Annotated in this window: 21 protein-coding genes; 14 read left to right on the forward strand and 7 right to left on the reverse strand. The window is 66.6% G+C overall.

Translation table 11 applies throughout. From position 1 onward, the window contains the following. Positions 1–73: 73 nt before the first annotated feature. Both A8M77_RS30830 and A8M77_RS30835 read right to left on the reverse strand, forming a co-directional pair. Positions 74–1,189 (reverse strand): acyl-CoA dehydrogenase family protein, encoded by a 1,116-nt coding sequence (locus A8M77_RS30830; RefSeq protein WP_086925287.1) that lies wholly within the window; start codon positions 1,187–1,189, stop codon positions 74–76. A gap of 25 nt (positions 1,190–1,214) precedes the next feature. Next, a complete protein-coding gene (locus tag A8M77_RS30835) occupies positions 1,215–2,396 on the reverse strand; it encodes an acyl-CoA dehydrogenase family protein (protein ID WP_086925288.1) in 1,182 nt (393 codons plus the stop codon). Between the two features lie 153 nt (positions 2,397–2,549). On the opposite strand from A8M77_RS30835, the gene purN reads away from it, so the two are divergent. Both purN and A8M77_RS30845 read left to right on the forward strand, forming a co-directional pair. Then, a complete protein-coding gene (purN, locus tag A8M77_RS30840; RefSeq protein WP_086925289.1) occupies positions 2,550–3,134 on the forward strand; it encodes a phosphoribosylglycinamide formyltransferase in 585 nt (194 codons plus the stop codon). Beyond that, positions 3,121–3,510, forward strand: coding sequence for an I78 family peptidase inhibitor (locus A8M77_RS30845; protein WP_337590034.1), 390 nt, complete (start codon positions 3,121–3,123; stop codon positions 3,508–3,510). Before purN ends, A8M77_RS30845 begins: the two co-directional genes overlap by 14 nt. A gap of 34 nt (positions 3,511–3,544) precedes the next feature. On the opposite strand, the gene A8M77_RS30850 is transcribed toward A8M77_RS30845, so the two are convergent. Next, positions 3,545–3,781: a DUF1653 domain-containing protein gene (locus A8M77_RS30850; RefSeq protein WP_086925306.1), complete on the reverse strand. Its 237-nt coding sequence runs from the start codon at positions 3,779–3,781 to the stop codon at positions 3,545–3,547. A gap of 33 nt (positions 3,782–3,814) precedes the next feature. On the opposite strand from A8M77_RS30850, the gene A8M77_RS30855 reads away from it, so the two are divergent. From A8M77_RS30855 to A8M77_RS30865, 3 genes are all read left to right on the forward strand, one after another. Continuing rightward, entirely contained in the window at positions 3,815–5,671 is a 1,857-nt protein-coding gene (locus tag A8M77_RS30855) for a M48 family metalloprotease (RefSeq protein ID WP_086925291.1), read from the forward strand. A gap of 13 nt (positions 5,672–5,684) precedes the next feature. Further along, positions 5,685–6,956 carry an RsmB/NOP family class I SAM-dependent RNA methyltransferase gene (locus tag A8M77_RS30860; protein ID WP_086925292.1) on the forward strand — a complete coding sequence of 424 codons (1,272 nt, stop codon included), beginning with the start codon at positions 5,685–5,687 and terminating at the stop codon, positions 6,954–6,956. A gap of 131 nt (positions 6,957–7,087) precedes the next feature. Next, positions 7,088–8,302 (forward strand): DesA family fatty acid desaturase, encoded by a 1,215-nt coding sequence (locus A8M77_RS30865; protein ID WP_086925293.1) that lies wholly within the window; start codon positions 7,088–7,090, stop codon positions 8,300–8,302. Positions 8,303–8,432: 130 nt separating this feature from the next. Here the strand turns inward: A8M77_RS30865 and rpmG are convergent, their stop codons facing one another. From rpmG to trxB, 3 genes are all read right to left on the reverse strand, one after another. Continuing rightward, on the reverse strand, positions 8,433–8,606 hold the full coding sequence (gene rpmG / locus A8M77_RS30870) for a 50S ribosomal protein L33 (RefSeq protein WP_007830291.1): 174 nt from the start codon (positions 8,604–8,606) through the stop codon (positions 8,433–8,435). Between the two features lie 11 nt (positions 8,607–8,617). After that, positions 8,618–8,851, reverse strand: a complete 234-nt coding sequence (gene rpmB / locus A8M77_RS30875) for a 50S ribosomal protein L28 (protein WP_086925294.1) — start codon at positions 8,849–8,851, stop codon at positions 8,618–8,620. A 176-nt stretch (positions 8,852–9,027) separates the two neighbouring features. Then, entirely contained in the window at positions 9,028–9,990 is a 963-nt protein-coding gene (gene trxB, locus A8M77_RS30880) for a thioredoxin-disulfide reductase (RefSeq protein ID WP_086925295.1), read from the reverse strand. Positions 9,991–10,156: 166 nt separating this feature from the next. Here trxB and A8M77_RS30885 point away from each other — a divergent pair, with 166 nt between their 5' ends. From A8M77_RS30885 to A8M77_RS30920, 8 genes are all read left to right on the forward strand, one after another. Continuing rightward, complete coding sequence (locus A8M77_RS30885) at positions 10,157–10,831, forward strand: Crp/Fnr family transcriptional regulator (RefSeq protein ID WP_086925296.1); 675 nt, start codon at positions 10,157–10,159, stop codon at positions 10,829–10,831. Positions 10,832–10,963: 132 nt separating this feature from the next. Continuing rightward, on the forward strand, positions 10,964–13,357 hold the full coding sequence (locus tag A8M77_RS30890; RefSeq protein ID WP_086925297.1) for a DNA translocase FtsK: 2,394 nt from the start codon (positions 10,964–10,966) through the stop codon (positions 13,355–13,357). A 14-nt stretch (positions 13,358–13,371) separates the two neighbouring features. Continuing rightward, the gene (gene lolA / locus A8M77_RS30895; protein WP_086925298.1) at positions 13,372–14,013 is read left to right on the forward strand and encodes an outer membrane lipoprotein chaperone LolA; all 642 of its coding nucleotides are present in this window, start codon (positions 13,372–13,374) and stop codon (positions 14,011–14,013) included. A 58-nt stretch (positions 14,014–14,071) separates the two neighbouring features. Further along, entirely contained in the window at positions 14,072–15,364 is a 1,293-nt protein-coding gene (locus A8M77_RS30900; RefSeq protein ID WP_086925307.1) for a replication-associated recombination protein A, read from the forward strand. A 262-nt stretch (positions 15,365–15,626) separates the two neighbouring features. Further along, on the forward strand, positions 15,627–16,556 hold the full coding sequence (locus tag A8M77_RS30905) for a branched-chain amino acid ABC transporter permease (RefSeq protein WP_086925299.1): 930 nt from the start codon (positions 15,627–15,629) through the stop codon (positions 16,554–16,556). 12 nt (positions 16,557–16,568) lie between these two features. Then, a complete protein-coding gene (locus A8M77_RS30910; RefSeq protein ID WP_086925300.1) occupies positions 16,569–17,762 on the forward strand; it encodes a branched-chain amino acid ABC transporter permease in 1,194 nt (397 codons plus the stop codon). Between the two features lie 13 nt (positions 17,763–17,775). Next, positions 17,776–18,546 (forward strand): ABC transporter ATP-binding protein, encoded by a 771-nt coding sequence (locus A8M77_RS30915; protein ID WP_086925301.1) that lies wholly within the window; start codon positions 17,776–17,778, stop codon positions 18,544–18,546. 1 nt (position 18,547) lies between these two features. Then, the gene (locus A8M77_RS30920) at positions 18,548–19,264 is read left to right on the forward strand and encodes an ABC transporter ATP-binding protein (protein WP_086925302.1); all 717 of its coding nucleotides are present in this window, start codon (positions 18,548–18,550) and stop codon (positions 19,262–19,264) included. A gap of 143 nt (positions 19,265–19,407) precedes the next feature. On the opposite strand, the gene A8M77_RS30925 is transcribed toward A8M77_RS30920, so the two are convergent. After that, positions 19,408–20,385: a Bug family tripartite tricarboxylate transporter substrate binding protein gene (locus tag A8M77_RS30925; RefSeq protein WP_086925303.1), complete on the reverse strand. Its 978-nt coding sequence runs from the start codon at positions 20,383–20,385 to the stop codon at positions 19,408–19,410. Between the two features lie 225 nt (positions 20,386–20,610). Here A8M77_RS30925 and A8M77_RS36290 point away from each other — a divergent pair. Then, positions 20,611–23,049, forward strand: a 2,439-nt coding sequence (locus A8M77_RS36290) for a hypothetical protein (RefSeq protein WP_158101031.1), incomplete at its 3' end; no start/stop codon positions are given.

The following is a 23,049-nucleotide window of genomic DNA, read 5'->3' on the forward strand; positions in this document are numbered from 1 at the left end:
AAATGAAAAGCGCCCGCCGGCATAAGGCTGGCGGGCGCGGCGTGCTGTCGCTAAAAGATAGCGGTTCCGGGTGTCAGGCGAAGACGCCGGCGCTGTCTTGCATGCGTGACGATACCTCGCCGAGGTGGTGCAGCGTGTCACCGTAGACCATCTCGAGCTGGGTCAGCTTCCTGAAGTAGTGGCTGCCCGCGTACTCGTCCGTCACGCCGATGCCGCCGTGCAACTGCACCGACTGCTGCCCGACGAAGCGCATGGACACGCCCAGCTGGTACTTGGCACGGGCGATCGCCTGGCGGCGCTCGGCGGCCGGGGCATTGAGCTTGAGGGTGGCGTAGTAGCTCATCGAGCGGGCGAGTTCGAGCTGCATCTTCATGTCGGCCACGCGGTGGCGCAGGGCCTGGAAGCTGGCGATCGGCACACCGAACTGCTTTCGCGTGTTCAGGTACTCGATGGTGAGCGCAACCGTCCGGTCCATCGCACCCACGCCCTCGGCGCAGGCGGCGGCGATGCCGATGTCGACCGCATGCTCGAGCGCAGGCGGACCGTCCTTGGCCACAAGGGTGGCCGCCGCCTTGTCGAACACGACTTCGGCCGCACGGCTGCCGTCCTGCATGCCGTAGCCGCGCGCCGCCACGCCGTCCTCGGAGCGCGGCACGAGGAAGAGGGCGATGCGGCCGTCCAGCTGCGCGGGCACGATGAAGGCATCGGCTTCGTCGCCGGCCGGCACCAGGCTCTTGGTGCCGCTCAGGCGCCAGCCGTCGCCGTCCTGGGCGGCCTGGGCCTCGCACACGTCGAGCCGGTAGCGCGCCTTGCGCTCCTGGTAGGCCAGCACCACCAGCGCCTGGCCGCCAGCGATGCGCGGCAGCCAGCTGTCGCGGGTGTCTTCGTCGGCATGGCCGGCGAGCACGGCGCCGGCGATGAAGGATTGGGCCAGCGGCTCCAGCACGATGCCGCGGCCCAGTTCTTCCATGACCACCATGCCCTCGACCGGGCCCATGCCCAGGCCGCCCTCGTCCTCGGGGATGTAGAGGCCGCCCAGGCCCAATTCGGCCAGTTCGTCCCAGGCCTCGCGCGAGAAGCCGCCCGCCGCCTCGATGGCGCGGCGGCGCTCGAAGCCGTAGCCCTTCTCGACCCACTTGGCGACTGCGTCGCGAAGCTGCTGCTGGTCGTCGCTGAAATTGAAGTCCATCGTCTCTTCCTTCCTGCTGTGGCGCTCAACCGAGGACGGTTTGAGCGACGATGTTGCGCTGCACTTCGTTGCTGCCGCCGTAGATGGTGGTCTTGCGCATGTTGAAGTAGGTGGTGGCGAGCGGCGCCAGTTCCGGATGGCCGCCGGGGTAGTCGCCCTGCCAGCCCGCGGCCATGGCCTCGCGGATCAGCGGGAGCGCGAAGGGGCCGCCTGCCAGCATCATGAGTTCGGAATAGCGCTGCTGGATCTCGCTGCCCTTGATCTTGAGCAGGCCGGCGATGTCGAGCGAGTTCTTGCCCGTGGTGGCTGCGGACAGCACGCGCAGCACGAGCATCTCGAGCGCGACCACGTCGACTTCCAGCTTGGCGATTTCGTCGCGGAAGCGCTGGTCCTCCCAGACGCCTTCGCGCCTGGCGATGCGCTTCAGGCGTTCCAGCTCGCGCTTGGCGCGGTTCACGTCGGCGATGTTGGTGCGCTCGTGGGACAGCAGGTGCTTGGCGTAGGTCCAGCCCTTGTTCTCCTCGCCGATCAGGTTCTCGGCCGGTACCTCGACGTTGTCGAAGAAGACTTCGTTGACCTCGTGTCCACCGTCCATCAGCTTGATCGGACGCACGGTGACGCCGGGCGACTTCATGTCGATCAGGAGGAAGCTGATGCCGGTCTGCGGCTTGCCTTCGTTGCTGGTGCGCACCAGGCAGAAGATCCACTCGCCGTACTGGCCGAGGGTGGTCCAGGTCTTCTGGCCATTGACGATGTATTTGTCGCCTCGGCGCTCGGCACGGGTCTTGAGCGAGGCCAGGTCGGAGCCCGAGCCGGGCTCGCTGTAGCCCTGGCTCCACCACACCTCGCCGCTGGCGATGCCGGGCAGGAAGCGCTTGTGCTGCTCGGCATTGCCGAAGGCCTGGATCACCGGCGCCACCATTACCGGGCCGAAGGGCACGATGCGCGGGGCTCCCGCCAGGGCGGTCTCTTCCTCGAACAGGTGCTTCTGCACGGCAGTCCAGCCAGGGCCGCCGAACTCGACCGGCCAACCGTAGCCGAGCCAGCCTTTCTTGCCGAGGATCTTGGCCCAGCGCTGCAGATCGTCGCGCGTGAGTTCCAGGGCGTTGTGGACCTTGTGGGAAATGTCCTGGGGGAGGTTGTCCTTGACCCAGGCGCGAATCTCTTCGCGGAACTTCTGTTCCTCGGGCGTGAAGCTCAAATCCATGCGTGCCTCGCTGCGTTGGTCGAGCGCCGCGGGGAGGGCGGCGCGTCCGTCTGTCGTCGAACGAAACAGTTTTAGCACGGTCGTGCTTGTTTGCGGTGTCCGCGCGGCGACAAAGCGGCTGGGTGGAAACGAGCACAGATAATCCCGCCTCCCATGAAGAACATCGTGATCCTGATCTCCGGCGGCGGCTCCAACATGGCAGCCATCGTGCGGGCCGCCGAGCGCGAGCGGTGGGCCCGGCGCTTCGGTGCGCGGGTGGCCGCGGTGATCAGCAACAAGGTGGATGCTGCGGGTCTGGGGTTCGCGCAGGGGCAGGGCATCGCGACGGCGGTGGTGCCGCACCAGGACTATCCCAGCCGCGAGGCGTTCGATGCGGCGCTGGCGGAGGTGGTCGATGCGCATGCGCCGGCGCTGGTGGTGCTCGCGGGCTTCATGCGCATCCTCACGCCCGGTTTCGTTGCGCGCTATCAGGGGCGGCTGCTCAACATCCACCCCTCGCTGCTGCCGGCCTTTCCGGGGCTTCATACCCATCGGCGGGCGATCGAGGCGGGCTGCCGGGTGGCCGGGGTCACGGTGCACCAGGTGACGGCCGAGCTCGACCACGGGCCGATCCTCGCACAGGCTGCAGTGCCGGTGCTGCCGGACGACACGCCCGAAGCACTGGCCGCGCGCGTGCTGGCGCAGGAGCACAGGGTTTACCCGCAAGCTATTGCAAACTGGCTGAATGAAACAAAATGACACAATTCGCTTTTTTTTGCAAGGATTGCCAGTGACTTTCCCCCGTTGGTTTGCGCCTGTGACGATGGCCGCTGCGTTGCTCCTCGGATGCGCTTCACCTGCGCCGACACCCGCTCCGGCCCCGGCGCCCGCGCCGACGCCTGCTGCGGCTGCTCCCGCACCCGAGCCGGGGCCGAGCTGCGAGGCAGACAAGGCGAAATTCGCGGTCGGCCAAGTCGCCGCGCCGCAATTGGAAGCTGCGGCGCGCGCGCGGGCCGGCGCGCTGAGCGTGCGCACGCTCAAGCCGAATCAGGCGATCACGCTCGAATTCAATGCCGGCCGGCTCAATCTCGTGGTCGACGCGCGCAACCGCGTGACGGGCGCGCGCTGCGGCTGAGGGGCGGCAGGGTGGCCCTTCCCGTCCGCTTCTTCTAGCCGATCCGGACGAAACGTGGCCGTGGCTCTCCATCGATCTCCACGGTTTCGCCGAACATCGCGGCCGGCCGCACCCAGAGGCCGCGCGCACCGTACAGCGCCCGGTAGAGCGTCATCGGCTCCAGGGTCTCGCTGTGGCGCACGGTGCCCAGCACTTCGTATTCGCCGCCTTTGTAGTGGCGGTAGCGGCCGGGAGGGGTTTCGATCAGGGGTGGCAGGTCGTCGTCGGTCAGCTTGGTCATGGTTTCAGGTTGCCTGAGGTCGGAATGGATCGCGCCGATTTTGTTCACCTCGTGCGCCTGAGCGAGCAGGCCAGCGCGGATGACAGCGATGCCTATCGCCGCAGTGTGGCTGCGTTCGCGGCGCTGGGCTACCTCTGGGTACTTGCCTGCCTGGGCCTCGCGATCGGCATCATTGCCTGGGTGCTGGCCTCGCTGGGGCAGGGGCGCTTGAGCTTCTCGCGCGGGTGGCTGTTGCTGTTCGCGCTCGGCCTGCTGTGGGCGACGCTGCGCGCCCTGTGGGTGCGGCTGGACGAGCCCGAGGGCGTCCGGTTGGCGCGCGAGGATGCGCCGACGCTCTTCGAGGGGCTGGATCGCCTCCGCGCGAAGATCGACGGGCCGCCTGTGCACCATGTCTACCTTGACGGCGAGTTCAACGCGAGCATTCGCCAACTGCCGCGCTTCGGCCTGTTCGGCGGCGCAGTCAACTACCTGAGCGTGGGGCTGCCGCTGCTGATGGCGCTGGACCGTCGCCGGCTGCTGTCGGTGCTCGCCCACGAATACGGGCACCTGCGCGGCAACCACGGCAGGCTGAGTGCCTGGATTTACCGCACGCGGCTGTCCTGGCTCAAGCTCGACGCCAGCCTGCAGAACGACAGCGGTGTCATGGCGATCGTTTCGCAGGCCTTCTTCCGCTGGTATTTCCCGCGCTTCGCCGCCAGGACCTTCGCGCTCGCGCGTCAGGACGAATACGAGGCCGATCGCGTCTCGGCCCGCCTGGTCGGATCTCGGGTGGCGGCCGCGGCGCTGACCGAGATCGCGGTCAAGAGCAACTGGTACGCGAACGCCTTCTGGTCGGCGCACTGGGCACGCGCAGCCGACGAAGCCCTGCCGGCCGGCCCCTTTGTGGCCATGCAGGCACAACTGATCGCACCTGTACCGGCAGAGCCGGCCCGCGAGGCGCTGCGTGCGGCGCTGCGGCGCCTGAGCGATGTCGACGACACCCATCCCGTGCTGCGCGACCGCCTCGAGGCGCTTGACGAGAAGCCGGAACTGCCGGCCTGGTCGGCCAAGTCGGCGCTTGGCATGCTGGCCGACAAGGCGCGCTGGATTGCGCACTTCGACGCCGAGTGGCGCCGCGCCCATGCCGGCGATTGGAAGGAGCACCATGCTTACCTCGGCCGTGTGCGCGAGCGGGCTGCTGCCCTGGCCGCCAGCGCCGGACGGAACAATGCCGACGAGATTGTCGAATGGGCTGATTGCGAGCGCCGCCTTCAGGCTGGCGCCGACGTGCGAAGGCACTACGAGCGTGCCTTGCAGATCACGCCCGACCACGCCGGCGCGCTGCGGGGCCTGGCGCAGACGCTGCCGGCGAAGGACCGTGCAGCCCGCTTGGCGGTGCTGGAGCGCTTGTTCGACTCCAGCGCGGCGAGCCGCTGGTGGGCTGCGAAGAATGCGGTCGCGCTGCTCGAGGACACTGATACCGGGGCGCACGACGAGCTGGCCCTCAAACGCTGGCGGGAACGCTTCAAGAGCGCGGAAGAGGCGGAACAGCGGGCCTGGGAGGAGATCACCGGCACGCCTTTCTTCAGCCAGATCGCCCGCCATGACCTCAGCGACTTCGAGTTGGGCGAACTGCGGGCGGACCTGGTGCGCTGCAGCGCCGCCGCGCGCGCCTGGCTGGTGCGCAAAAGCCTGCGCGAATTTCCCTGGCGGCGCGCCTACGTGCTGTTCCTGGAGCTGCCCGGCCTGTCCGACGAGGAGCGCTGGCAGCTGTGTCGCGAGCTGGAGCAGACGCTCAGTCTGCCGGGCGCAGCGCTGGTCCTGTGGGCTGGATATTCGCCCACACTCGCGGAAATCGAGCAGCAGGCCTTCGCGCCGGTCTGGGCGCGCATTGCCGGCTGAGACAATCGGGGGCATGCACCCCCGAGCCCTTCTCGAGGCCTGCGCCGAACTGGTCGGCCTGGCCCTGAAATTCGATCATCCCGCCGACCAGGTCGTCTCCCGCTACTTCCGCGAGCACCGCGCGCTGGGACCCCGCGAGCGTGCCACCCTGGCCGAGACGGTCTATACGGTGCTGCGCAAGAAGCTGCTGTTCGACCACTTCGCGCCATCGGGCAGCGGGCCGAAGGAGCGGCGCATGGCCATCCTTGGCTTCCACGGGCCGCGCGATTTCCTGAAAAGTGCCTTGAGCGAAGTCGAGAAACGCTGGCTCGATCAGTGCGATGCCGTTCGCCCGGACGACCTGCTCGACCGGCATCGCCACAATCTGCCGGAGTGGCTGGTCGCGCCGCTCAAGGCGCAACTGGGCAACGAGTTCCCGGCGCTGGCGGAGAGCCTGCAGCAGCCCGCCCCCCTGGACCTGCGGGTCAACGCCCTGACCGACAAGCGTGCCGATGTCCAGAAGGAACTGGGCCTGGCCGGCATCCAGGCGGTGGCCACGCCTTTTTCGCCCTGGGGGCTGCGCATCGAGGGCAAGCCGGCGCTGACCAAGCTGGATGCCTTCGCCCGCGGCGCGGTCGAGGTGCAGGACGAAGGCTCCCAACTGCTGGCCCTGCTGCTCGATGCCAAGCGCGGCGAGATGGTGGTGGACTTCTGCGCCGGCGCGGGCGGCAAGACGCTCGCCATCGGCGCCACCATGCGGAGCACCGGTCGGCTCTACGCTTTCGACACCTCGGCGCATCGGCTCGATGCGCTCAAGCCGCGGCTGGCGCGCAGCAAGCTCTCGAACGTGCATCCGGCAGCCATCGCGCACGAGCGCGACGAGCGCATCAAGCGCCTGGCCGGCAAGATCGACCGGGTGCTGGTGGACGCGCCCTGCTCGGGGCTGGGCACGCTGCGGCGCAATCCGGACCTCAAGTGGCGGCAGAACCCCGCGGCCATCGAGGAACTGAAGGCCAAGCAGGCCGCCATCCTGCAGAGCGCAGCGCGACTGGTGAAGCCCGGCGGGCGGCTGGTCTATGCCACCTGCAGCGTGCTGCCGGAGGAGAACGAGGCCATCGCCGAAGCTTTCGGCGCTGCGCACCCGGATTTCGCAGTGCGGGACGTGGTGCCGCTGCTGCACGGCCTGAAGGTGCCCGATGCCGGAAGGCTGGGCGCCGGCGGGGACGAAAGCGTGCGCTATCTCCGGTTGTGGCCACATCGCCACGCCACCGACGGGTTTTTCGCCGCTGTGTGGCAACGGAAATAGGGCGAAACCCTCAAAGAGGGGCGATGACTCGTTTTCTCCCAAGGATTTAGCCCCTTTTTGAGAGGTCACCCTTTAAAATTGGCGGTTACCTGAAGGCTGCACCTTCGTGCGGCCATGGAGTACCGAACTCAATGTTTTTCCCTGACTCTGCCATCCTGAACGCGGCCGTCGACTGGCTTGCGAACGGCTTGTGGGACCTCACGTGGTGGCAGATCGCGCTGTACACGCTGGTCACGACCCACATCACCATCGTCGCGGTCACCGTGTTCCTGCATCGCACGCAGGCCCATCGCGCGATGGATCTGCACGGGATCCCCTCGCATTTCTTCCGCTTCTGGCTCTGGATCGGCACCGGCATGGTGACGCGCGAGTGGGTGGCCATCCACCGCAAGCACCACGCCAAGTGCGAGACCGAGGACGACCCCCACAGCCCGCAGACGCGCGGCATCGACACCGTCATGTGGCGCGGCTCCGAACTCTATCGCACAGAGGCAAAGAACAAGGAAACCATCGCCAAGTTCAGCCACGGCACGCCGAACGACTGGATGGAGAACAACGTCTACAGCCGTTTCGGCTGGCAGGGCGTGGGCCTCATGCTGATCCTGGACCTGGCGCTGTTCGGTGCGGTGGGTGCCACCGTGTGGGCGGTGCAGATGGTGTGGATTCCGTTCTGGGCGGCGGGCGTCGTGAACGGCCTGGGCCACTACTGGGGCTACCGCAACTTCGAGGCGGCGGATGCCAGCACCAATCTGTCGCCCTGGGGCATCATCATCGGCGGCGAAGAGCTGCACAACAACCACCACACCTATCCGACCTCAGCCAAGTTCTCGGTCAAGAAGTACGAATTCGACATCGGCTGGGTCTACATCAGCCTGATGCAGAAGATCGGCTGGGCCAAGGTCAAGAAGCTGCCGCCGAGGCTGTTGATGGGCGATGTCCGTCCGGTGGCGGACGAGAAGACGCTCGAGGCCCTTATCGCCAACCGTTACGAGGTGATGGCCCGCTATGCGCGCGAGATGCGTCGCGCCACCCAGCAGGAGCTGGCGCAGCTCAAGGAAAAGGGTGCTGACCTCTCCGCGCTGAAGGTGGCCAAGCGTTGGCTGCACCGCGACGACGACAAGGTCCCGGCCACCGCCCGCTCGAACCTGGTGCAGGCCCGTGCGGCCCACCCGGTGCTCGACAAGATGGTGACCATGCGCGAGGAGCTGCGCCAGATGTGGCTCAACACCTCGCAGTCGCGCGAGCAGTTGGCCGCCGACTTGGCCGCCTGGTGCCACCGTGCAGAGGCCAGCGGCATCGCCGGCCTGCGTGATTTCTCGACCCGGTTGCGCGCGGCTCGCGCCTGAACGGCAATTCGAGCTTTCAAGATAAAAAAGCCGGCCTGCGGGCCGGCTTTTTTATGGCCTCAGGCGACTGAAAAGGCAATAAAAAAACCCGCTGGATCCCAGCGGGTTTTTTGGTGGAAGCAAAGCCAAATTACTTCAGCTTGATTTCCTTGTATTCCACATGCTTGCGTGCCTTGGGGTCGAACTTCATGATCGACATCTTCTCGGGCATCGTCTTCTTGTTCTTGCTGGTGGTGTAGAAGTGGCCGGTACCCGCAGTGGATTCCAGCTTGATCTTTTCGCGTCCGCCTTTGCTCGTGGCCATGGTTCAGCTCCTTAAGCTTGGCCGCGCGCGCGCAGGTCTGCGAGCACGGCGTCGATGCCCTTCTTGTCGATCAGCCGCAGTGCAGCGCCGGAAACACGCAGGCGCACCCAACGGTTTTCGCTCTCGACAAAGAAACGGCGGTATTGCAGGTTCGGCAGGAACCGGCGCTTGGTTTTGTTGTTGGCGTGGGAAACGTTGTTTCCGACCATCGGGCCTTTGCCCGTGACTTCGCATACGCGTGCCATGTGGAACTCTTTCTAGAACAGCTGGCACCCGGCGCAAGGGCTGCGGCAGGTGGGTTGCAGCTTGACCTCGCCAGAAACGGGTGGCGGTATCCCGACTTGTCGCCAAAGCGCGGCCCACGAAGCGGGGGGCGAATTCGGCAAAGCCTTGAATTATAGCCTCAACGCCCGCGCCCGGATCAAGAAGTGCCTTCCTGTTCCAGGAAGCGCTGGGCGTCCAGCGCTGCCATGCAACCGGTGCCGGCGCTGGTGATGGCCTGCCGATACACATGGTCCTGCACGTCGCCGGCCGCGAACACGCCTGGAATGCTGGTCATGGTTGCGAAGCCCTGCAGGCCGGATCGGGTGATGATGTAGCCGTCCTTCATCTCCAGCTGGCCCTGGAAGATGTCGGTGTTCGGATGATGGCCGATCGCGATGAAGCAGCCCTTGAGGTCGATCTGCTCTGTCGCACCGGTCTCGGTGTTCTTCAGGCGGATGCCGGTCACGCCCGAGTCGTCGCCCAGGACCTCGTCCAGCGTCCTGTGCAGCTTGAGCTCGATCTTGCCTTCCTTGACCTTCTCGTAGAGCTTGTCCACCAGGATGGGCTCGGCACGGAACTTGTCCCGGCGGTGCACCAGCGTGACCTTGTTCGCGATGTTCGAGAGGTAGAGCGCCTCCTCGACCGCGGTATTGCCGCCGCCGACCACGCAGACCTCCTGCTCGCGGTAGAAGAAGCCGTCGCAGGTCGCGCAGCCCGAGACGCCGCGGCCCATGAAGTGCTGTTCAGAATCGAGGCCCAGGTACATGGCCGAGGCACCGGTGGCGATCACCAGTGTGTCGCAGGTATAGGTGCCGCTGTCGCCGGTCAGTGTGAACGGGCGCTTGCCCAGGTCGACCTTGTTGATGTGGTCGAACACGATTTCGGTCTTGAAGCGCTCGGCATGTTCCAGGAAGCGCTGCATCAGGTCGGGCCCCTGCACGCCGTGCACGTCCGCCGGCCAGTTGTCGACGTCGGTCGTGGTCATGAGCTGGCCTCCCTGAGCCAATCCAGTGATCAGCAGGGGCTGCAGATTGGCGCGGGCGGCATAGACGGCGGCGGTGTATCCGGCCGGGCCGGAGCCCAGAATGAGTACCTTCGCGTGGCGTGTAGGGGACGACATGAGTAGAAAACCTAGGTTTGACGCTGCATCAGCGTGTACATTTTCAAGGGTGATAGATATGGAGTATCACCGTTCGGTTCAAGACCGGGCGTGAGGTGTTTTTAATGCGTGCGATTGTATTAATGCATGGGCTTTCCAATCGCGCGGTAGATCCGGGGATTGATGAATGTCGATGCTTTCCAATCTTGAATTGCTCCGTCGCGTGCCGCTGTTCGCCGCGCTAACGCCGGCCCAATCGGCAAGCATTGCCGACGCGATCGTCAAGAAGCGCTTCAAGCGTGCCGAGGTGGTCGTCGAGCAGGGCAAGAAGTCGGATGCGCTCTACATCATCCTCACAGGCCGGGCCCGCGTGATGAGCACCGACAGCCGCGGGCGCGAAGTCATCCTCGCCACGCTGCATCCGGGCGACTACATCGGTGAGATGAGCCTGATCGACGACGAGCCGCACTCGGCGACCGTGCGCACCGAGATCCAGACGGACGTGCTGACCCTCGGCCGCGAGGCCTTCTCGCGCTGCCTGCCCGAGAACTCCTCCATGTCCTACAACATCATGCGCGGGCTGGTCGCGCGGTTGCGCCATGCGGACCGCAAGATCGAATCCCTGGCACTCATGGACGTGTACGGCCGCGTGGCCCGCTCGCTGCTCGAATTCGCGGTGGATGACGGTGCGGGCAACCTCAAGGTGCGCGACAAGATCTCACGCCAGGACCTGGCAAAGATGGTCGGCGCTTCGCGCGAGATGGTGAGCCGGGTCATGAAGGACCTCGAGGAGCGCGGCTTCGTCCAGACCCAGCCGGACGGCTCGATGATCATCAAGGAACGGCTCTCATCGCTGGCCTGATCCTCCAGCCGGCCCCGAGGAACGTGCCGGCCTCCCCATCGCAGAGCCCGCTGCCAACGCGGCCGCCATGGTGTTCGTTGTAGTTTTTGTGCGCTGCCGGCCTGCTCCCGTGGGCTGGCGGTCCTGCCTTTCATGACCTATTCGCTCAACACCCTCCAGTCCTCCGCATCGGGCGAGCCGCCGCCGGTGCGGGTGCGCGCGATGCGCTTTGCGCACGAGATCACGCTGATCGCCGGCTTCGTCGCGCTGCTGTTCTGGCTGCTCGCCATGCTGAGCTTCACACCTTCGGATGCGGCTTGGTCGACATCGGGTACCGGCGGCGAGATCAAGAACTGGGGCGGCCGCATCGGCGCCTGGCTGGCCGATGCCAGCTATTTCCTTGCCGGCTATTCGGTCTGGTGGTGCCTTGCGGCCGCCTTGCGCGCGTGGCTGTCCTCCCTGGCCGGCTGGATGCGAGGTGGCGAGGCTGGCGCCGCTGAGCAGCCGCCGCGCGGCCGCTTCAACCGCAGCCGCCTGGCCTTCTGGTTTGGTTTGGTGCTGTTGCTGTGCGCTAGCGCGGTGCTCGAATGGTCGCGCCTTTACCGGCTCGAATCGCACTTGCCGGGCCACGGCGGCGGCGTGCTCGGCTACCTGGTCGGCCCGGCGAGCGTCAAGTGGATGGGCTTCACCGGCTCGGCGCTGATCGCCATCGCCGGCGGCGTGATCGGCTCGGCGCTGGTGTTCCGCTTCTCCTGGAGCCAGATCGCCGAGCGCATCGGCGCGCGCCTCTATTCGCTGTTCGAGTCGCGCCGCGAAAAGCGGGAGATCGCCGAGGACATCGCGATGGGCAAGAAGGCCGTGCGCGAGCGCGAGCGCGACGAGGCGGCTACGGTGGCGGAGCAGGGCAGCGAGCCCGAACTGATCGATGACGAACTCCGGGCCGCGCCCAAGCCCAAGCGCCGCCCGCCCGCGCCGCCGGTGCAGATCGAACCGGCCATGACCGAGGTGCCGAAGAGCGATCGCGTTGCCAAGGAGAGGCAGAAGCCCCTGTTCCGCGAGTTGCCCGACAGCAAGCTGCCCCAGGTGGACCTGCTCGATGCCGCGCAAGGCCGGCAGGAGACCGTGTCGGCCGACACGCTGGAGATGACTTCGCGCCTGATCGAGAAAAAGCTCAAGGACTTCGGCGTCGAGGTGCGCGTGGTGCTGGCCTCGCCAGGCCCCGTGATCACGCGCTACGAGATCGAGCCGGCCACGGGCGTCAAGGGCTCGCAGATCGTCAATCTCGCCAAGGACCTCGCCCGTTCGCTGTCGCTCGTGTCCATTCGCGTGGTCGAGACGATCCCGGGTAAGAACTACATGGCGCTGGAACTGCCGAACGCCAAGCGCCAGTCCATCCGCCTCAGCGAAATCCTGGGCTCGCAGGTCTACAACGAGGGCAAGTCCATGCTCACCATGGGCCTGGGCAAGGACATCGTCGGCAACCCTGTGGTTGCCGACCTCGCCAAGATGCCGCACGTGCTGGTGGCCGGTACCACCGGCTCCGGCAAGTCGGTGGGGATCAACGCGATGATCCTGAGCCTGCTCTACAAGGCCGAGGCGCGCGACGTGCGCCTCCTGATGATCGACCCCAAGATGCTGGAGATGTCGGTCTACGAGGGCATCCCCCACCTGCTCGCGCCGGTGGTGACGGACATGCGCCAGGCCGCGCATGGCCTCAACTGGTGCGTGGCCGAGATGGAGCGCCGCTACAAGCTGATGAGCAAGCTGGGCGTGCGCAACCTCGCCGGCTACAACACCAAGATCGACGAGGCCAAGGCGCGCGAGGAGTTCATCTACAACCCCTTCAGCCTGACGCCCGACGATCCCGAGCCGCTCAAGCGCGAGCCGCACATCGTGGTGGTGATCGACGAGCTGGCCGACCTGATGATGGTGGTCGGCAAGAAAATCGAGGAACTGATTGCCCGCCTGGCGCAGAAGGCGCGTGCCGCCGGCATCCACCTGATCCTGGCCACCCAGCGCCCCAGCGTGGACGTGATCACCGGCCTGATCAAGGCCAACATCCCGACCCGCATCGCCTTCCAGGTCTCGAGCAAGATCGACTCGCGCACCATCCTCGACCAGATGGGAGCCGAGGCCCTGCTGGGCATGGGAGACATGCTCTACATGGCCAGCGGCACGGGCCTGCCGGTGCGCGTGCACGGCGCTTTCGTCAGCGACGACGAGGTGCACCGTGTCGTCGCCTACCTCAAGTCACAAGGGGAACCGGACTACATCGAAGGGGTGCTCGAAGGTGGAACCGTCGACGGTGAAGGCGATCTACTCGGTGAAGGTGGCGGCGGCGAAGGCGAGAAGGACCCGATGTACGACCAGGCGGTCGAGGTCGTCCTCAAGCATCGCAAGGCCAGCATCTCGCTGGTGCAGCGCCACCTCAAGATCGGCTACAACCGCGCCGCGCGGCTGGTCGAGGACATGGAGCACGCCGGATTGGTCAGCGCCATGAGCGGCAGCGGCCAGCGCGAGATCCTGGTCCCCGCGCGCGCCGAGTGAGTGACGGAAGAAGGATGTCGTTGTTGAAGAAACTGTTTGTCATCGCATGCACGGCGGCGCTTGCCGCCAGCGCCTGGGCGGGCGGCATGGAAAGCCTCGAGGCCTTCGTGAAAAACGCGAAATCGGGCCGCGCCGAATTCACCCAGACCGTGACCGCACCTCCGAAGGAGGGGCAGACCGCGCGCGCCAAGGTGTCGAGCGGCAGCTTCGAGTTCCAGCGCCCGGGCAAGTTCAGGTTCGACTACAAGAAGCCCTTCGCGCAGAGCATCGTGGCCGACGGCGAGACGCTCTCGCTCTACGACGCCGACCTGAACCAGGTCACGCAGCGCAAGCAGGCACAGGCGCTCGGCTCGACGCCGGCCGCGCTGATCGCCGCCGCCCCTGACCTGCGTGCCCTGCAGGCGGACTTTGCGCTGGAGGCCGCGCCCGAGCGCGATGGCCTGCAATGGGTGAAGGCCACGCCGAAAAGCAAGGACGGGCAACTGCAGAGCGTGCAGATCGGCTTCCAGGGCGACGCCCTGGCGGCACTCGAGATCCTGGACAGCTTCGGCCAGCGCTCCGTGCTGAAGTTCAGCAAGGTCGAGCTCAACCCGTCCCTGCCTGCCGGCACGTTCCAGTTCAAGGCGCCGGCCGGCGCCGACGTGATACGCCAGTAGACGCCCGTCGCACCACGCGGCGAGGCCGTGCCGGGGCATGCGCGACACTACGGCTTCCATGGTCACCACCTCCCATCAGCCCCTGGCCGAGCGCCTGCGTCCCAAGACCCTGGGCGAGGTCATCGGCCAGCAGCATCTGCTCGGCCCCGGCATGCCGCTGCGCATCGCCTTCGAATCGGGCCAGCCGCATTCCTGCATCCTCTGGGGCCCGCCCGGCACCGGCAAGACCACCATCGCGCGGCTCATGGCCGATGCCTTCGACGCGCAGTTCCTCAGCATCAGCGCGGTTCTGGGCGGCGTGAAGGACATCCGCGAGGCAGTGGAGAAAGCGACCGCGGCGCGCGACGGGCTGGAGCAGCGCCGCACCATCGTCTTCGTCGACGAGGTGCACCGCTTCAACAAGAGCCAGCAGGACGCCTTTCTGCCGCACGTCGAATCGGGCCTCTTCACCTTCATCGGCGCCACCACCGAAAACCCCTCCTTCGAGGTGAACTCGGCGCTGCTGTCGCGTGCCGCGGTGTACGTGCTCAAGTCCCTCACCGAGGACGACCTGCGCCAGATCATCCAGCGGGCGCAGAACATCCAGGCCGTGCCGGCCATCGAGTCCAAGGCGGAGGACCGCCTCGTGGCTTATGCGGACGGCGACGCGCGCCGGCTGCTCAACACGCTGGAGACCCTCGCCGTCGCCGCTTCGGCCGAGAAACGCGCAGACATCGGCGACGAATGGCTGCTGCGTGTCCTCGGCGAGCGCATGCGCCGCTACGACAAGGGCGGTGAGCAGTTCTACGACACCATCTCCGCGCTGCACAAGTCCGTGCGCGGCAGCGACCCCGACGCCTCGCTGTATTGGTTCGTGCGCATGCTCGATGGCGGCGCCGACCCGCGCTACATGGCACGCCGCCTGGTGCGCATGGCCAGCGAGGACATCGGCCTGGCCGATCCGCGCGCGCTGCGCCTTGCCCTCGATGCCGCCGAGGTCTATGAGCGCCTCGGCTCGCCGGAGGGCGAACTCGCGCTCGCCGAATGTGTTGTCTACCTCGCGATAGCGCCCAAGTCGAACGCGGTCTACCAGGCCTACAACGAGGTGCGCGCTTTCGTGAAGCAGGACGGCACGCGGCCCGTGCCCATGCACCTGCGCAACGCACCCACGCGCCTCATGAAGCAGCTCGACTACGGCAAGGGCTACCGCTACGCGCACGACGAGGAGGGCGGCTTCGCGGCCGGCGAGCGGTACATGCCCGAGGGCATCGATCCGCCCCACTTCTACCGCCCGGTGGAGCGTGGGCTCGAGATCCGCATCGCGGAGAAACTGCGCGAACTGCGTAAGCGCAACGAGGAAGCCGGTCTCTGACGGCCCGCTGACCGGCGCCAATACGAGCTGTATCGCCGTTGATACGGCCTTGCGCGCTTCTTGATCCGAATGCCCTGCGCCAGCGGGAAAACCCCGGTCGCCGCGCACCGAAATGGCGATCCGGCGTGACTACAATCCCGGCCACAAACCCGCCGTCGACACATGCTGGCGGGTTTTTTGCTAAGCGAAGCCAGGGCGCCGAACCGGTACGCCTGGTACGTCGGGTGCCGACAAGGGCGCCTATTACAAAAAGGGATTCTCTATGGACATCTTGCTGCAGCAGATCATCAACGGTCTGGTCCTTGGCAGCATGTACGCCTTGATAGCCTTGGGCTACACCATGGTGTACGGCATCATCAACCTCATCAACTTCGCCCACGGCGAAGTGCTCATGGTCGGAGCGCTCACCAGCTGGACCATCATCGGCTGGATGCAGACCGCGATGCCCGGCACCCCCGGCTGGATCATCCTCATCCTCGCGCTCATCATCGCCTGCGTGGTCGCCGCCACGCTCAACTTCACGATCGAGAAGGTGGCCTACCGGCCGCTGCGCAACAGCCCCAAGCTGGCGCCGCTGATCACCGCCATCGGCATGTCGATCCTGCTGCAGACGATCGCCATGATCATCTGGAAGCCCACCAACAAGGCCTACCCCACGCTGCTGCCCACCACACCCATCCACGTGGGCGGCGCGGTGATCTCGCCCACCCAGGTCATGATCCTGAGCGTCACGGCCTTCTGCCTGGTGGTGCTGATGTGGCTGGTCAACTACACCAAGCTCGGCCGCGCGATGCGCGCCACTGCCGAAAACCCCCGCGTGGCGGCGCTGATGGGCATCCGGCCCGACATGGTCATCTCGGCCACTTTCATCATCGGCGCCGTGCTGGCGGCCGTAGCCGGCGTGATGTACGCCTCCAACTACGGCATCGCGCAACACGCGATGGGCTTCATCCCCGGCCTCAAGGCCTTCACCGCGGCGGTGTTCGGTGGCATCGGCAACCTCGCGGGCGCGGTGGTCGGCGGTATCTTGCTGGGCCTCATCGAGGCCATCGGCTCCGGCTACATCGGCGCCCTCACCGGCGACGTGCTGGGCAGCCACTACAGCGACATCTTCGCCTTCGTCGTACTGATCATCATGCTCACGCTGCGGCCCTCGGGCCTGCTCGGCGAGCGGGTGGCGGACCGGGCTTGAGGAGGACCTGCCATGAACGACAACGGCAAGAAAGTCCTCGTCTGCATCGTCGCGGCCATCGGCCTGCTGGTGCTGCCGCTGCTGCTGCAGAGCCAGGGCAACGCCTGGGTCCGCATCGCCGACATCGCGCTGCTCTACGTCCTGCTGGCTCTGGGCCTGAACATCGTGGTCGGCTACGCCGGCCTGCTCGACCTGGGCTACGTGGCCTTCTTCGCGATCGGGGCCTACCTGTTCGCGCTGCTCGGCTCGCCGCACCTGACGGACACCTTCCCCGCGATGAAGGCCATGTTCCCCAACGGCCTGCACAGTTCGCTGCTGCTCGTGATCCCCGGCGCCTTCGCGCTCGCGGCGCTGTTCGGCGTGCTGCTGGGGGCGCCCACGCTCAAGCTGCGCGGCGACTACCTCGCGATCGTGACGCTCGGCTTCGGCGAGATCATCCGCGTGTTCCTCAACAACCTGGACCACCCCTTCAACCTCACCAACGGACCCAAGGGCATCACCGGCATCGACGCCGTCCATTTCTGGGGCCTGAACCTCGGGCGGCCGTTCAAGATCGGCGACTACACGCTGTCCTCGGTCACGCTCTACTACTACCTGTTCCTCGCACTGGTGCTGGTCACCATCGTCGTCTCGCACCGCCTGCAGCTCTCGCGCATCGGCCGCGCCTGGATGGCCATCCGCGAGGACGAGATCGCCGCCAAGGCCATGGGCATCAACACCCGCAACATGAAGCTGCTGGCCTTCGGCATGGGGGCCAGCTTCGGCGGTGTCTCCGGCGCCATGTTCGCGGCGTTCCAGGGCTTCGTCTCGCCCGAGTCCTTCAGCCTGATGGAGTCGGTGATGATCGTCGCCATGGTGGTGCTGGGCGGCATCGGCCACCTGCCGGGGGTGATCCTGGGCGCGGTGCTGCTGGCCGCGCTGCCGGAGGTGCTGCGCTACGTGGCCGGCCCGCTTCAGTCCATGACGGACGGGCGGCTGGATGCGTCCATCCTGCGCCAGCTCTTCATCGCGCTGGCCATGATCATCATCATGCTGGTGCGACCGCGGGGCCTCTGGCCGTCGCCGGAGCACGGCAAGTCGCTGCAGCGCAAGGGCGTGCCCAAGTCCCCGGTGCCGGGCTCCACGCAGGCGCATGCGCCGGGCGTGCCCACGCCGGCCGACGAGGTGCCGGGCGAGGCCTCGCGTCCCATGTCCATCAATCCGTGAGCAGGGGACCAGCATGACTGAAATCGTCCTCGACGTTCGCGGCATCTCCAAGCGCTTCGGCGGGCTGCAGGCCCTGTCCGACGTCGGCATCAAGATCACCCGCGGCCAGGTCTACGGCCTGATCGGCCCCAATGGCGCCGGCAAGACCACCTTCTTCAACGTCATCACCGGCCTCTATGCGCCCGACAGCGGCAGCTTCGAGCTGGCGGGCAAGCCTTACCAGCCCACCGCGGTGCACGAGGTTGCCAAGGCCGGCATCGCCCGCACCTTCCAGAACATCCGGCTCTTCGCCGAGATGACCGCGCTCGAGAACGTGATGGTCGGCCGCCACGTGCGCACGCACTCCGGCGTGGTGGGTGCCATATTGCGCACCGGCAAGTTCAAGGCCGAGGAAGAAGCCATCGCCAAGCGCGCCCAGGAACTGCTCGACTACGTCGGCATCGGCAAGTACGCCGACTACAAGGCGCGCACCCTGAGCTACGGCGACCAGCGCCGCCTCGAGATCGCCCGCGCGCTGGCCACCGACCCGCAGCTGATCGCGCTCGACGAGCCCGCGGCCGGCATGAATGCCACCGAGAAGGTGCTGCTGCGCGAGCTGATCGACCGCATCCGCAAGGACAACCGCACCATTCTCCTGATCGAGCACGACGTGAAGCTGGTGATGGGCTTGTGCGACCGGGTGACCGTGCTCGACTACGGCAAGCAGATCGCCGAGGGCACGCCCGCGGACGTGCAGAGAAATGAAAAAGTGATCGAGGCCTACCTCGGCACGGGAGGACACTGAAATGGCTCAAACCCTTTTGAAAGTGAGCGGCCTGAAGGTCGCGTACGGCGGCATTCAGGCGGTGAAAGGCGTGGACTTCGAGGTTCGCGAGGGCGAGCTGGTTTCGCTGATCGGCTCCAACGGTGCCGGCAAGACCACCACCATGAAGGCCATCACCGGCACTTTGCCCTTCGCCGCAGGCGACATCGAGTTTCTCGGCAAGAGCATCAAGGGCCGCGGCGCCTGGGACTTGGTGGCTGAAGGCCTGGTGATGGTGCCCGAGGGCCGCGGCGTGTTCACCCGCATGACCATCACCGAGAACCTGCAGATCGGCGCTTACATCCGCAAGGACAAGGCCGAGATCGCCAAGGACATCGAGCGCGTGTTCGCCACCTTCCCGCGCCTCAAGGAGCGCGCCACCCAGCTGGCCGGCACCATGTCGGGCGGCGAGCAGCAGATGCTGGCGATGGGCCGTGCGCTGATGGCGCGCCCCAAGGTGCTGCTGCTCGACGAGCCCTCGATGGGCCTGTCGCCCATCATGGTCGACAAGATCTTCGAGGTGGTGAAGCAGGTCTACGACCAGGGCGTGACCGTGATGCTGGTGGAGCAGAACGCCAGCCGCGCGCTGCAGCTGGCTGACCGCGGCTACGTGATGGAGTCCGGGCTCATCACCATGAGCGGCGATGCCAAGGTGATGCTGAACGATCCCAAGGTCCGCGCCGCCTACCTGGGGGAATAGGCTCTCCCCCAGGCTCCCCCACTTCGTGTGGTCCGCCAACCCCCTCACCGGGGGCGACACCGGCGGCCCGGCAAAACCGGTTCCGCGGTGTCTCCCGAACGGGCGTGCTGCGCGCCGCCCTCGGGAAGACCTGAACCGGGTGCCTAATCGACCTTTGCGCCGGTCGCTTTCACGACCTTTTCGTACTTCGCCAGTTCGTTCTTCATAAAGGAGCCGAATTGCTCGGGCGTGTTCGCCACAGGCTCCGCCAGCAGCGAGGCGAAGCGCGTTTTCGTCTCCGGCGCATTGAGCGCGGCGACGAAGGCGCGGTTGAGCTTCTCCACCACAGGCGCGGGCGTGCCGGCAGGCGCCACCAGGCCCCACCAGGTGTCGATCGAGAAGCCCTTGAGCGTGGCCGCCACCGTCGGCACCTCGGGCAGCGCGTTGCTGCGCTCGGTCGTGGTCACCGCGATCGCCTTGAGCTTGCCCGAGCGGATGTTGGGCGCAGCGGTCGCAAGGTTGTCGAAATTGAAGTCCACCTGGCCCGACAGCAGCGCCAGTTGCGCCGGGTTGCCGCCGTTGTAGGGGATGTGCACGGCGAAGATGCCGGCCTCCTTCTTGAACATCTCGCCCGCCAGGTGGCCGGCGCTGCCGTTCCCGCCGCTGCCGTAGTTGAGCTTGCCGGGGTTGGCCTTGGCATAGGCGATCAGGTCGCGCAGGTTCTCGATCTTCAGGCGCTGCGCGGTCTCGGCATTCATTACCAGGACATTTGGCACGCGGACCATCTGCGTGATGGGCGCGAAGGCGGTGGCGGCGTCGAAGGGCATCTTGTTGTAGAGCCACGGGTTGACCGCGTTGGTCGCGGTGGCCGCGATGCCGATGGTGAGACCGTCCGGCGCGGCCTTGGCCACCGCGTCGGCGCCGATGTTGCCGCCCGCGCCGGGCTTGTTGTCGATGATGACTGTGCCCAGCTGGTCCTTGACCCGTTCGGCCAGCACGCGGGCCGTGACGTCGATGGGGCCGCCGGCGGCGTAGGGAACGACCAGCCTGATCGGGGCGTGTGCCGGTTGGGCGCTTGCAGGCGCGGCGGCGAGCAGCACGCTGGAAGCGAGGAGGGTCAGGAGAAAGTCTCTGTTGTTCATGGCAGCGATTGTGGTGGAAGTGTTAGTTCCGTGAACAAAGTCGTATGGGCGCTACACAAGGTGTAACGTTTAGCGCCAACAAAGTCACTACCCGTAATATCGGTTAACCACACCGGGCATGGAGAATAACAACTGTAAGTAATTAGAACTTACGTTGGAATGGGTAGCAAGGACTGCCTCACCCGGACCCTTAATTTTTCTTTGGAAAGGTTTCGGATGAAAGTCATGGTGAAAGGCACGTTCGTGCTGGTGACTGCTGCGGGCGCGTTGGCGGGTTGCGGTGGAGGAGGCGGCGGCGGAGGGGGCGGATTCCCCGTCTCGCAGGTTGCCGATGCGGCAGCGATGGCGGCCGCCGCACCGGCGCCAGCCCCGGCGGACACGTCGTCTGCCAGCGGCGCCGAGGCAACGAAGGAGGACGTGTCGATCGAGAAGGCACTGGACTCGACCTGGACCAAGATCGCCAACGAAGACCAGCGATTCACGCTGGCCGCCGCCACGGTTGTCCAGTACGGTGCCAAGACGACCTTCGCGAGCAAGACGCTCTCGGGCACGGTGACCTGCAACAACGCCACCTTCGGCGACCCGTTGCCCTATGTGGCCAAGGCTTGCTATGTCCGGACCGGAGCTGCCGCGCCTGCGCCTGCGCCCGCACCGGCCCCAGCACCTGCACCTGCACCTGCACCGGCGCCCGCGCCCGCGCCCGCGCCGGCCCCCACTCCGAGTCCTGCCCCCGCGCCCACCGCCGGCACCCGTCTGGCGGCCGAAGGCGCGTCGTTCACGGTCGCATCTGCGACGCAGGTGCTCTACGGCGCCAACAGTGCCTGGATCACCAAGACGGTGACCGGCACCGCGCCGTGCACCAACGAATTCTTCGGCAAGGATCCCCTGCCCTTCACGGTGAAGGCCTGCTACTCCAACGGCGCCGCATCGACTCCTGCTCCTGCTCCTGCCCCCGCGGCTTCCCCATCTCCGGCACCGGCACCGTCTCCCGCCCCTGCGCCTTCCCCGGCACCCGCACCGGCGCCTGCACCTGCACCCGCACCTGCACCCGCACCCGCACCCGCACCCGCACCCGCACCGGCCCCTGCGCCAGCGCCAGCGCCAGCGCCAGCGCCAGCCCCCATCTCCGGCGACGTCGTCGACAGCACCGGCCGTGTGGTGGCCGATGCCTATCGCGCCATGGCTCCCCGCCTGTCCAAGGTCGAAGGCATCGCCTACCGCTACGGCAATGCCCCGACCGTGAATGACAGCGGCATCCCGACTCTGTACAAGCGTGCGGACCAGACCATGAGCTACCACGCCGGCACCTGGCAGGTGGGTGGGCCCGTGCTGGCCGATGCCGGCCTGTACTCCACCAACCAGGCGCACATCGGCTTCGTCGCAGACGACGTCAACGCGCGCATGGGGGTGGGGGACCTGCAGATCTCCGCCGTCGACCACAACACCTTCTCGCAGGCGCCCCAACTGCCCTGGCAGAACGCCGCGGCGTGGGACGGCAGCGCCGGTCGCAACAACTACAACACCACCACCTACAAGGCAGCGGGCCTCACGACCGGCAATCCGGTGGCGGTGGCGCGTTGCGGCGGCCGCACCGGCTTTTGCGCGACGTCTCTGGTGGCCTTCAACGATGGCCTGATCGGCACGGCGGGCTCGAACACGGCCAACAACCGGGCCTCGGTCAAGCTGCCGGCCAACAAGGTGCCCACCGGCATCGCGATCACCAACACCAGCGAATACGCGCTGGTCACGGTGTGGGACACGACGGCGCTGAAGGGCCAGGTGGCGGTGATTTCGCTGGCGGGCCTGTGCAACAACTGCGACCCGTACAACCCGAACGGCGGCAACCCGACCGGCATCCGCAACACCACCTATGACCGCTGGTACGACTGGTGGCACGAATGGTTCGGCGTGTACCCGGGCCTGCCGAACATGGGCAACACCGCCTTCATGAAGGTGCTGGGTTATGTGGACCTGCCGGGCATGAACGCCCCGACGGAAATCGCGGTGACCACCGGCTTCGACCAGTTCCAGACGGCGCTGCCGGAGAAGTACGGCGAATTCATGGGCCAGACCTACTCGCCGCTGACCGACCAGGGCAAGCGTTCCAGCTTCGCGCCGGGCGGCCAGAACTACAACCGCTATGCCAAGGCGGGGGTCGCGGTGGTGATCTCCAAGTCGGAGAAGAAGGCTGCCTTCATCGACCTGAAGCCGCTGTTCAGCTACGTCAACAGCGTCTACTTCGGCTCGGGCCCGACGGAGTTCACCAACCTGGGGCAGGCCGACAACCAGTGGCCCTACACCTTCGCGAACAAGCCGCAGCAGACGCCCACCGTGATCAGCACGGTGACGCTGGATGACCGGCCCACGGCGGTCAGGACGACGATCTTCGGCCCCAACCATCGCGCCTGGATCGCCACGGAGGGCGGCTCGCTGCGCATCTACGGCCTGGGCAATGTGCCGTCCGGCACGACGGCGGCAGACGTGGTCGAGAGGAGCCGCGTGGCGATCGGCAAGAACCCGACCTCGCTGGCGATCTCCAAGATCGACCCGGACAACCGCTCGATCGAGCCGCTGAACCAGCAGGTGCTGGTGGCCTCGCGCGGCGACCGCAAGATCCAGTGGGTGCGCTTCGCGGCCGACGGCAACAGCGGCAGCGTGGTGCGC

The organism is Variovorax sp. JS1663, from assembly GCF_002157355.1.
Lineage (GTDB): Bacteria > Pseudomonadota > Gammaproteobacteria > Burkholderiales > Burkholderiaceae_C > Variovorax.